We start from the raw sequence: 11496 nt of genomic DNA, 5'->3' as shown, positions 1-11496 counted from the left end.
TCGTTCTTAATCGTCCCGTAAGGCTGAGATGGGATTGATGCGGGCGGCTCGCTGAGCGGGCAGGTAGGCGGCCAGCGAGGCCACCGCCAGCATCAGCAAAGCGGCCAGCAGCAACGGCAGAGGATCTTGCGGCTCGATGCCGTAGAGCATTCCCGAGAGGGTGCGGGCCGCCAGCAGGGAGGCTGGAATCCCGGCCAGCAGGCCGATGGCCACGACTCCGATCTCGCGCATGACCAGGCGCAAGATGCGCTTGGCGTCGGCGCCCAGAGCCATGCGGATGCCGAATTCGCGCCGCCGTGAGGCCACCGAGTGGGAGAGCGTACCGTAGAGGCCCACCGCCACCAGCAGCAGAGCTGTCAGGCTGAAGAGCGAGGAGATTCGGGCCAACTGATACTCCTGTTCGGCGTTGCTTCGGAACTGTTCCCGGAAGGTGGTGAGGCCGCTGATGGGCAAATCGGAGTCGATTTGACGCACGGCTTCCTCGATGCGGCGTCCCAACAGCGGAGCGGGTCCGCTGAAGCGCAGGTAAAAGGTCGCGTCCCTGAAGCTTGAGCCGATTTGCTGAGCCGACAGGTAGATGACGGGCCTGAAGTCGTCGCGAAGGGCCGCGTAACGCACGTCGCCGGCAACGCCGACGATCTGAAAGGACTGGTTGATTCCGGGAATCAGGGCCAGGAAGTCGGGACTGACGTTGGGTTCCAGGATGCGGCCCATGGGATTCCCTTCGATGAAGCGTTGCACGAAGGACTGAGAGACGACGGCCACGGGCCTTCCCGGCAGGTCCTGGCCGGTAATGCCGCGTCCGGCCGTGATGGGGATGCCGGTGGAAGAAAAGAAGCCTTCTCCCACGTAGCTCACGATGGGACTGTAGTCGACGGGGTTTCCATCGACCGAGAAGGGAAACGAGGAGATGGAGCCGTCCAGCAGGCGCTGGCCGTTGTATCCCACATCACGCACCCCTTCCAGTCCCGCCAGGGTTTCCCGCAGCCGCCGCGCCAGGTCGAGGTTCTCTTGCGGGCTGTAACCGGTTCGGCGGGGATCGATATCGAAGACCATGAGTCCGTCGACGTCGAAGCCCGGATCGGTTCCCATCAGGCTCAAGAAGGTCGAGAGCAGGAGCGCGGTGGCGGCCAGGATGACCACGGCCAGGCAGACCTGCAAAGCGATGAGTCCGCGGGCCAGCAGGCGGGCGGAGCGGCTTTGGCTGGAGCGCAGCGATGAGGACTTGAGGACGGGAGCCGGATCGACCGATGAGGTCCGCAGGGCGGGCAGCAGGCCGAAGGCGAGTCCGACCAGCACCGAAAGTCCCAGTGCAAAAAGGAGGATGGTGGCGTTGATTTCGGCGTCTACGGTCAGGGACCGGCCGCTGCCGACCAGGTGGGCGATCCAGTCCGATCCCCAGTAGGCTAACAGCACGCCCAGGAAGCCGGCAATCAGCGCCAGCAACACCGATTCGGCGGCCAGTTGTCGGATCAGGCGCAGGCGGGAGGCTCCCAGCGAGACCCGCACGGCCATTTCGTGACTGCGGCGGGTGGCCCGCGACAGCAGGAGCGCGGAGACGTTGACCACAGTCAGCAGCAGCACCAGCCCCACCAGCAGTCCGGTCATGGTGATGCTTTCGGCCAGGCTCTCACGCCGCTCGGGTTGTCCCTGGCCGCCCTCCTTGAGGGCCAGGCGGGGGAGAGGACGCTGGGAAAAATCGAGATCGGGATTGGTCTGGGCCAGACTGTCTCTGACGATGTTCTGAAAAACCGGGGTCATGGCTGCCTCGGCCCGGGTGCGGCTGACGGAAGCATCGAGGCGTCCCATGATCTGCAGCCACCAGCGGTCAGTCTGACGGGTGGCCTCTCCGAAGCCGTGGAACTCCTCCATCATGGAGAGGGGAAGGAAGATGTCGGGCGTGGTGCCCAGTTGCAGGGTTCCGCGGAAGGAGGCAGGCGCAACCCCCACGATGGTGGCCGGGTAGCCCTTGACGACGATGCGTTTTCCCACGATGTCGGGGTCGGCTCCCAGCCGGTTGATCCAGTATCCATGGCGCAAAACCACTGCCAAGGAGGCCTCGGGACGCATGTCGCCACGGCCGATGAGGCGTCCCATGGCCGGCCGCAGGCCCAGTCCGGAGAAGAAGTCTCCGGACACCATCTGCCCTTGCACCAGTTCGCTTTCGTCGCCGTAACGCAGGTGGATGCGGCCCACTCCGGTGAAGGCGAAGACCGACTCCAGGAGGGTGTTCTCCTGCTCCAGCCGCTCGAAGACCGGGTAGGGAAGGGAATTGGTGCTTCCCAGGCCTTCGGGGGTGCGGGTGTTCCATCCCGAGGTGATGCCGAGTCTGATTTCAGGGTCGTAGACGGCGTGCAGCAGCACCAGCTCATGGGGATTCTCGACGGGGAGCTGTTCCAGCAATACGGCGTGAGTCACCGAGAAGAGCGAGGTGGCTCCTCCGATGCCCAGCGCCAGGGTGATGATGGCGGCCAGAGCCAAACCTCTCCGGCGCCTGAACAGTCGAAAGCCGTAGGCGAGATCTCCGCCGAGTCCCCAAGTCCCCATGCCGCCTCCTCGTTGAATTACCGGTTTGGCCTTTAGACGTCCAAGAATAGCCGAAGGTTGGATAGATTGCTGCGGAGAAGCATTTACATCCTGGTCACAGGGGCGTTAGAGGCTGAGGCGGCGCAGGCGCAGAGCGTTTGAGATGACGGAAACCGAGGAAAAACTCATGGCGGCCGCGGCGATCATGGGACTGAGCAGGAGTCCCGTCCAGGGATAGAGAATGCCTGCCGCCAGGGGGATGCCGAGGGCGTTGTAGATAAAGGCGAAAAAGAGGTTCTGGCGGATGTTGCGCATGGTGCCGCGGCTCAGGCGGACGGCCTTGACCAGTCCTCTCAGGTCGCCCTTGAGCAGCGTCAGTCCGGCCGACTCCACGGCGATGTCGCTGCCGGTGGCCATGGCGATGCCTACCGAGGCCTGGGCCAGCGCCGGAGCGTCATTGACTCCGTCCCCGGCCATGGCCACCCGCCGGTTTTCCTCTTTCTGCAGTTTCTCGATGACGTCGGCCTTGTCTTGAGGCATGACCTCGGCCTGGACTTCCTCGATCTCGAGTTCCTCGGCCACGGCTTGGGCGGCGGACTGGGAATCGCCGGTGAGCATGACCAGCCGCAGTCCGCGGCGGTGGAGTTCCTCTACGGCTTCGGGAGTGGACTCTTTGATGGGGTCTTGGATAGCCAGCAGCCCCGCCAGGCTCCCGTCCTCCGCCAGGTAGACGACGGTGGCTCCTTTGCCTCCCATCTCCTCGGCCTTTTCGGCCAGCGATTGGGCATCGATGCCGTTGTCCTCCATGAAGGAGCGGTTGCCCAGCAGTGCCGACCGGCCCTCGATCGACCCTTTCACCCCCCGCCCGGTTACGGCTTCGAAGTCATCAACCGGGGGAAGCTTTTCGCCGTCCCCTTGGTTTGATTCCCTGTAGGCCTGCAGGATGGCTTCGGCCAGCGGATGCTCGGATGGATTCTCCAGCGCGGCCGCCAGTTTCAGCACCTCTGCTTGGCTGCGGTCCCCGGCCGGCACGACCTGGGTCACCCGTGGGGCGCCTTGTGTCAGCGTCCCGGTCTTGTCGAAAACCAGCGTGTCGACTTTCTCCAGCGCTTCCAGGGCCTGTGCTTCCTTGACCAGCACGCCTTCATGAGCCCCGCGTCCGGTGGCCACCATGATCGACATGGGAGTGGCCAGTCCCAGCGCGCAGGGGCAGGCGATGATGAGCACCGCCACGGCGTTGACGATGGCATAAGAGGGGGCCGGACCCCAGGCCAGCCACACCAGGAAGGTGATCACCGCCGCCGCCACCACCGAGGGCACGAAGATTTCCGCCACTTTGTCGGCCACGCCCTGAATGGGGGCGCGTGAGCGCTGGGCTTCGGAGACCATCTGCACGATCTGAGAAAGCACCGTGTCCGCTCCCACCCTGGCTGCTTGCATGACGAAACCGCCCTTTTGGTTGAGGGTGCCGCCGGTGACTTCGTCTCCCTCAGCTTTCTCCACCGGGACGGGTTCGCCGGTGACCATCGATTCGTCGACCGAGGAGGATCCTTCCACCACTTTTCCGTCCACCGGGATTTTCTCGCCGGGACGCACCCGCAGCCGGTCGCCGACTTTGACCTGGTCGAGCGGAATTTCGTTTTCATCGCCGTCCTCGCCGATTCTGCGGGCCGTTTTGGGCGCCAGTTCCAGCAGCGAACGCACGGCGTCTCCGGTTCGCTCGCGGGCCCGCAACTCCAGCACCTGGCCCAGAAGGACCAAAGTCGTGATCACCGCGGCCGATTCGAAGTAGAGCGCCACAAAGCCATCCGGCCCTTTCATGACGGGCGGGAAGAGCTGGGGAAGCAGCACGCCCGCGGCGCTGTAGAGATAGGCCACTCCCGTCCCCAGCGCGATCAGGGTGAACATGTTGAAGTTGAGGGTTTTGAGCGAGTTCCATCCCCGCTGAAAGAAGGGGAAGCCGCCGTAAAGCACCACGGGGGTGGCCAGAACGAACTGGACCCATTGCAGCAGCCCGGTGTCAAAGTTGCCGTGGATGGGATCGCCGGGAATCATCTCCGACATGGCGATCACGAAGACGGGGACCGTCAGGGCCAGCGAGAGCCAGAAGCGCCGCGTCATGTCGCGGAGTTCAGGGTTGTCGCTCTTCTCCAGCGTCACTTTGCGGGGCTCCAGGGCCATTCCGCATTTGGGGCAGGAGCCGGGTTGGTCCTCCAGGACCTCGGGGTCCATGGGGCAAATCCACTCCACTTTCTCGCCCGGGCCGGCCTCGACCTCTTCGGCTTCGTATTCCTGGTCGAGGTAATGACGGGGATGCTCCTTGAACTTTTCCAGGCAGCCCTGGCTGCAAAAGTAGTAGGTGCGGCCCTGGTGTTCCAAGCTGTGCGGGGCGGTTTCAGGATTCACCGACATTCCGCATACCGGATCGGTGGCTCCCTCAGCCTCATCGTGGTGGTTCATGTTCATAGCGGCTCCCTCCACAGTGTAGGATCTTCGAGGGTCGGTGTTAAGCGCTATGGTGAGTGACGGAGGCCATTTTGGTAGCCGCGGAGGTAAGCTGATGATTCGTGTCGGGATCGTTTTCGGAGGGCGTTCGGCGGAACATGAGGTGTCTCTGCAAAGCGCCCGCAACGTGGTGGACGCCTTGGACAGAAACCGCTATCAGGCCGTCCTGCTGGGAATCGACAAGCAGGGGCGCTGGCTGCACTACGCCGACGAGTCCCGCTTTCTGGAAAACGCCGGCGATCCCAAGCGCATATGCCTGGCCCCCGGCGGACGCCCGGTCACGCTCCTCCCCTGGGGCAATGACGGGCGCCTGGTGGCCCTCGACCCGGATAGCGGAAATGAAGAAGCCCCCTTGCCCCAGGTGGACGTGATCTTTCCCGTCCTCCACGGTCCGCTGGGCGAGGACGGCACCATCCAGGGGCTCTTCCGCCTGGCCGAGGTGCCCTTCGTGGGTTCGGGCGTGTTGGGTTCGGCGGCCGGCATGGACAAAGACGCCATGAAGCGGCTCTTCGTGCAGGCCGGAATCCCGGTGGCGCCCTGGCGCTTGCTGCGCTCGGCCGAGGAGGCCGATTTCACGTCATTGTCGCGCGAGTTCGGGCTGCCGCTCTTCGTCAAGCCCGCCAACATGGGGTCGTCGGTGGGCGTCCACCGCGTCTTCGACCGGGAAGCCCTCGAGCGCGCCCTCAAGGACGCCTTTCGCTTCGACCTCAAGGTGCTGGTCGAAAAGGCCATCCCCGGACGCGAGATCGAGTGTTCGGTGCTGGGCGATCAGGACCCCCAGGCCTCCGTCCCCGGCGAGATCGTTCCCAACGCCGACTTCTATTCCTACGAGGCCAAATACGTCGACGAGGACGGCGCCCAACTGATCATCCCCGCCCGCTTTTCCCGTCCCGAACTGACCGGGCGCATCCAGGACTACGCCATACGCGGCTTCCGGGCCCTCTGCTGCCGCGGACTGGCCCGCGCCGACTTCTTCCTCAGCGACGACAACGAGGTCTTCCTCAACGAACTCAACACCATGCCCGGCTTCACCCGCATCAGCATGTACCCCAAACTCTGGGACGCCTCCGGCATCCCCTACCCCGACCTCATCCACCGCCTCATCCAACTAGCCCTCACCCACCACGCTCGCCGCTCCAACTTGGCCACTTCCTACCTTTAGAGGCAAACCATGAGATTCGAAGTCCAATACAACGGAAGCAAGCTGTGCACTGCGGGTGTCGACGACTATGGTGTTGTCTCAGTCGTCGTACATCACGTGCGGAGAAGACCCTGGGAAGTCCCCGACCTTGACCGGGTTCAACTCGAAGAGGCGGAGTTAGAGGTAGGCGGCTTGGACAGCAATGGGGAGCGTTTCTAAGGGAACCATGTCTTGGAACGACGACCAAGCAGAAATGGCCTGGAAGGAATTGACTTCCAACGGTGCGATGACCTACAAGGACACGCTGCGCCTGCCCAACCCTGATTCCTGGACATCCTTCCCCCTCCAGAAAACCGGCGACGGCTGGACGCCGGTCATGGAGCAGATCACCTATCACCGGGTCAAGTAGCCTTCCTCCTGGCCAGGAGCCTTATCGACGTTCGATCATGGCCCTGATCGCGGCCAGTTGGCGGCGCCCCGGAGCGGTTCGCGTTCCCGCCGGCCCCATGCAAAAACGGTCGGGAAACCGCCAGGTGTGGCGGCTCCCGACCGAATGGGTCTTGCCCGCTGAGGCTCTTACCAGCGGCTTCCGCCGCCCGAGTGCCCTCGTCCCTCGTTGCGGGGACGGGCTTGGTTGACGGTCAGGGTGCGTCCGCCGTGGTCTTGGCCGTTCAAGTTCTCGATGGCCGCTTCGGCGTCTTCCTGGCTCATTTCCACGAAAGCGAATCCGCGAGGACGGCCCGTGGCCCGATCCTCGGGCATGTGAATGGACGAAACATCGCCATAGGACTCAAAAAGTTGCCTGACATCGCCCTCGCTGGAGCTGAAAGGCAGGTTTCCGACATAAATTCTCATTGACATTTGTGTTCTCTCACGCGCCGGCTGGCGGCGCACTTCAAATCTATCTCGCTGCGGGGCACCTGACGATGCTACTCCCGGCATAAAGAAGCTCTGGAATCGGTTGTGTGGAGCACTGGCTAGTAGTGAAGGGTCTCGGTTGGAAAATCGCGGGTCTCCGCGCCACCTCAGAGGCTTATCCTCGATCAGGTCGCTGCGCTACACGTTGTGACAGTCTGATAATACCACACAATTCCCGCTTCCGGACTGCAAATCATCGACGGCTGAAAGCCGGTCATGAAACAGGTCATTTACAACCGGGTGAAAGAACCCTCCAGCGCACCGCATGCCTTAGGCTCTTTCAGAGAGTCAAGCAGCCGGCTCGTCCCTATCCGTGGCCGAGGTTTTCTCCGATCAGGTTCTTGCAGACGTCTTTGAAGGCCTCCGGTTTGGGAGGTTTGAAGGGCGGGGCCTCTTTTGTGGGCCCTCCGTCCTGGTTGGCCTGCAAGTAGTTGTAGTAGCTGACCATGATGTGGCGCTGTCCGGCCGACCAGGTGCGGGTCACGGGCATGTAGCCGGGTCCGTCGAATCCGTCGGGATTGGTCACCCCGTAGATGCTGTTGGCCATGCTCTGGAAGGTTGCCGGGTCGCTGATGAAGTCCATGAAGGGGAAAGCGTAGAAGTAGGTCACGAAGACCAGGTCCCAGGCCACGTTGGTGGCCTGTTCGACAGTCGGGTTGAGTTTCAGCCATTCATCGAAGAGTTCCGCCAGGGCGTTGTCGAAGTTGAGGTTCTTGATGACGGTGTAAAAGGTCGAACCGATTCCCACCCCCGAAGGGAAGGGAGCGCCTTTGAACTGGCTGCCCGACTGGTAGGGCAGAAAGAGCAGGTTGGGGATGGCCGCTCCCTTGGAGATGGTCTGCACGACCACGGAACCGTCGGCAGGGACGTCAATTGCGCCCTGGAAGGGAACGAACTGACCCGACGGGTCTCGGTAGTTCACTTGAAAGGGCTCCTTGCCTGGATCGTAGGGCGCCAGCGTCAGGCTCAAGGCACGCCATTCCAGTTTGGCCGCCACGGCTCCCGTGGGGACCTGGCCGGGCGCGAATCCCTTGTAGCGCACCTGCACCTGGCAGGTGGGAGCCGTCGAGGGCATCCCCGCTCCCGGCGAGGACGCGTCGCCGTCGGAAAAGCTGGGATCGGGCTGCTCGGCGTACATGCCGCGGGTGTCGGTCTGGGCTGTCAGGTGGGTCTCGTAGAGGGCGGTGACGAGTTGCCTCGAAGTGGATTGGCCGCTTTGCACCTCCAGCGAGAAATCCCACTGGGCCAGATTGGAGACGCTGACTTGCTTGCCCTCCGTGGACAGATCGACCAGGCCGCCGAAGCGCTCATAAGTGCTCTGGTCGTAGGCCACATTCCAAATATAGGGAGCATCGCCGGGCCTGTTGAGGAGTAGCCGGACATTGCCGAAGTCGCACTTGGTTCCGCTGCTGTCGCGCTCGGGAATGCAATTGCCCATGTCGAGCGTCAGGCGGGTGACGTTGCCCGAAGCGTCCGCCTCATACTCCACCGTGGCCGGCCCCAAAGGATTGGGAGCGTGGACGGGAGCATCGGTGTTGGGCGGCAACTGGGGCGGGGGCTGGTACTGGGAGGGCTCCAGGTTGGCGGGCGTCACGTTGATGGCGGGCTTGCCGGGGGTGGTGGCTTTCTGGTCGTAGGGAATGAGAAAGCGTCCGCCGGGGACGCTGACCTGCTCGCCCGGCATCCAGATACCGATCCAGCCAGCTATCCTGCTGTAGGCGCGGCTGACCGGCTTGTCCTTGAGCTTGCCGTCGGCGTAGGCCTGATAGAGTTCGCCCATCCTCTCCAAAAGCGGATAGCGGTTACCGGGAGCAAGTCCGTCAAAGACCGGGCCCTGAAAGTAGAGCGTGGAATAGGCGTTGTAGCGCAGCATCAATCCCGCGGCGCCCTGGCTGAAGGCCTGCTGGATCTGCTGCTGGAGCGGTCCGCCCGTGCCGTTGAACTGCACCTTGTTCTTGTCGAAGCAGGTCTGGAAGACGGCCCCGAAATCGGCCGCGATGACCAGGTCGTTCTTGGAGTTGTAGTTGCGCGGGGCGGTGCTGATGAAGCGCGAATGCATGCGGGCCACGCTGGGGGCGGTGAATCCGGCGCTGCTGTCGCCCAGGGTGAGGCTGTCGTTGAAGATCTGCGAACTCCAGAAAGACATCGGGTTGACGTCAACGAGCTTGGCTTCCGAACCGCCCAAGTCAAGCTGCAAGGGCTTTTGCAGCCAGGGTTCCGTACTGGCGTCGTCGCTGTAGTTTCCGTCCACGCCCGTGTAGCCGGTGGTCAGGGTCTTCTGGGAAGGGGCCGAAAAACGCGAGGGGTCGCTGATCTTTGGTGCGTCGGCGGTGACGAATCCGCATTGCTGTCCGCCGTACATTCCCCATTCGGCGGGCGGAATCTTGCGGGTGGGGGGAGAGTAGGGGATGTTTTTGCGCAAAAAGGGCGGGATTTCGCTCATATCGTCCACGCCTTGACTGTGCAAGTAGTCGAAGTCGAAGTCGGCCTTGGGCGGGTCCCAGGTGTTGATGGCGAAGGACTCCGATCCGCCGTAGTCATTGTTGTTGATGGTGTTCGGATCCCAGTACTGGTAACCCGTGAAGTAAATACGAGGCAGATTCGCCGATCCCATGGCTTCTCCTCCCGGCAGCGTACTTCGGAAAGATTGACGGTTGAATTCGGTATAGCAAGCGAATAGCTAAGATGTCAATAGTTTTGTCTTACAAAAGCTGGAGAAAAAGTGAGGATTTTAAGAAAAACAAGTGAATTCAGAGCAAGAGCGCGAAGTCCAATTAGCTCTTTGTGTCTAAAGTTGACTGCAATGTTCGGCGACTTGTCGGTGGGAATGGTGAAGATCGCCCCGGGATGAGTCCGGGCCGGCAAGAGTGGTCCCACCCAATACCGTGTGAGGCGCATCCCTGCGGGATCCTGATAGCGCCTCAAGCCGCCTTACAGCAGGAGCCAGGGCATCGGCAAATCGAGAGGTCTGAGTTCCGAGGACACTTCTTCCTGCGGTGACTGGCATCTCGAGAGAAGCAGCGCCAGGATCGATACCCCGACTCTTGCAGCAACCTCCTCATAGATGTGTGAGACGTGTCGGCTCCCTGGGTTGGGTGGCCCCTGAGCTGCCCAAAAAGACTCCCTCCCGCTAACCCCTTTCCCCGACGACCGTGTCTACAAGCGGGACAGGCCTGAGGCGTTTCGGGATCAGTAACGTCGATCAAGGGCTTGGTCCCTCAGAGTCAGGCTTTTAGGAGGACAGATGATATGCATCAGTTTGCGAAATGTGTCGCGCTGCTGGTCTTGCTCTCGGCATGTTCGGGCAGCGATCCGCGCACCGTCCGGATCACTGCCGAAAACCAGGGTGAAATCTACAACCGGCTTGAGTCGAGCAAGGTCTTAACCCTGGCAGAGGCTCGGCAGCTAATCTCCTTCCTTGATCGACGTCAAGAAGAGTTGGGCAATTACAAACTGCCGCCCGGACGCACCTTGGCGGAGATCTTCGAAGAGGAGGAGTTCTTTCTCAACAACCCTCCCTCGGCTCCCCCTCTGCCCGAGGAGGACGGAGAGTTGCGGGCCGTTCCGATCACCAGCGAAAACCACAGTGAGATCTTCAACAGGGCCCTGGCGAGCGAAGCCTTTACGGCTCACGAACAGAGTCTCCTCAACGCCTACCTCGACCGCACCAAGGATAAGGAGGTCCCCGCAGGCCAAACACTCGAATTGCTGTTGAGGGTGGAACGGTGCCGCCAGGAGAAAGACGAGTTGGCCAGGACGCTTAGGCGCCAAGCTAAGCAGTCCTGCGATGCACAGCCGGAGGCGGTAGCCGAAACAAAGTCCCAAGAACCTGATGTTGACGAAGCGGCCGAGCCTGTCATGGAGGGCCCTCAGGCCCAACCCTTGTCGGCTGTCCTGCCGGAGGGAACCAAAGTGGCCATCAGCCTTACCCAGTCCCTCAGCAGCAAGGACAATCTGCCGGGAGATGAGTTCGAAGCTGTCTTGGACGAGGAATTACGAGTCGGCGATCTCTTGTTGGCGCCGAGACGAAGCGTCATCAGAGGCAAGATTATGAAAGCGGGCCGGTCCGAGGGCGCCAATGAACTAGCCTTGACCCTTACTTTGATGCAGGTGGGCGACGATCTCTACCCGCTGGCAACCAACGTCCTTGAATTCCGTGCCAAGAAACAGGGCTTCCTCAAAAAGCTGGCCCTTGGTGCCGCAGCGGGAGCCGCTATCGGAGCGGTTGCGGCAGGGCGCAAGGGAGCCGCCATTGGCGCAGCAGCCGGAGCCGGTAGCGGCACGGCCATCTCCTTTAAAGGCAAGCATGTGGAGTTCGAAGCCGAGCAGAGTCTTTATTTCTACCTCTCCGATCCGGTTGAAATGAGAGTCGCGGTAGAAGCTCGATAGAAGCAACCGGAGAACGG

General features: G+C 62.1%; 7 protein-coding genes. 3 read left to right on the top strand and 4 right to left on the bottom strand.

Annotated elements, in window-relative coordinates:
• Window positions 1–6: 6 nt before the first annotated feature.
• Together VLU25_07835 and VLU25_07830 are read right to left on the bottom strand one after the other, a co-directional pair.
• Window positions 7–2547, bottom strand: coding sequence for an ABC transporter permease (locus VLU25_07835; GenBank protein ID HSR67837.1), 2541 nt, complete (start codon window positions 2545–2547; stop codon window positions 7–9).
• A 105-nt stretch (window positions 2548–2652) separates the two neighbouring features.
• On the bottom strand, window positions 2653–4992 hold the full coding sequence (locus VLU25_07830; GenBank protein ID HSR67836.1) for a heavy metal translocating P-type ATPase: 2340 nt from the start codon (window positions 4990–4992) through the stop codon (window positions 2653–2655).
• Between the two features lie 94 nt (window positions 4993–5086).
• On the opposite strand from VLU25_07830, the gene ddlA reads away from it, so the two are divergent.
• Entirely contained in the window at window positions 5087–6193 is a 1107-nt protein-coding gene (ddlA, locus tag VLU25_07825) for a D-alanine--D-alanine ligase (GenBank protein ID HSR67835.1), read from the top strand.
• Window positions 6194–6398: 205 nt separating this feature from the next.
• Window positions 6399–6581 (top strand): hypothetical protein, encoded by a 183-nt coding sequence (locus VLU25_07820; GenBank protein ID HSR67834.1) that lies wholly within the window; start codon window positions 6399–6401, stop codon window positions 6579–6581.
• A gap of 167 nt (window positions 6582–6748) precedes the next feature.
• Here the strand turns inward: VLU25_07820 and VLU25_07815 are convergent, their stop codons facing one another.
• Both VLU25_07815 and VLU25_07810 read right to left on the bottom strand, forming a co-directional pair.
• Window positions 6749–7033, bottom strand: coding sequence for an RNA-binding protein (locus VLU25_07815; GenBank protein HSR67833.1), 285 nt, complete (start codon window positions 7031–7033; stop codon window positions 6749–6751).
• A 364-nt stretch (window positions 7034–7397) separates the two neighbouring features.
• Window positions 7398–9704 (bottom strand): hypothetical protein, encoded by a 2307-nt coding sequence (locus VLU25_07810; GenBank protein ID HSR67832.1) that lies wholly within the window; start codon window positions 9702–9704, stop codon window positions 7398–7400.
• Window positions 9705–10339: 635 nt separating this feature from the next.
• On the opposite strand from VLU25_07810, the gene VLU25_07805 reads away from it, so the two are divergent.
• Window positions 10340–11479, top strand: coding sequence for a hypothetical protein (locus VLU25_07805; protein ID HSR67831.1), 1140 nt, complete (start codon window positions 10340–10342; stop codon window positions 11477–11479).
• Window positions 11480–11496 lie beyond the last annotated feature (17 nt).

The organism is Acidobacteriota bacterium, from assembly GCA_035471785.1.
In the GTDB taxonomy this organism is placed as follows: Bacteria; Acidobacteriota; UBA6911; order RPQK01; family DATIPO01; genus JANQFM01.
The sequence above is the reverse complement of the archived record's forward strand: the minus strand, read 5'-3'. Positions and strand labels throughout refer to the sequence as shown.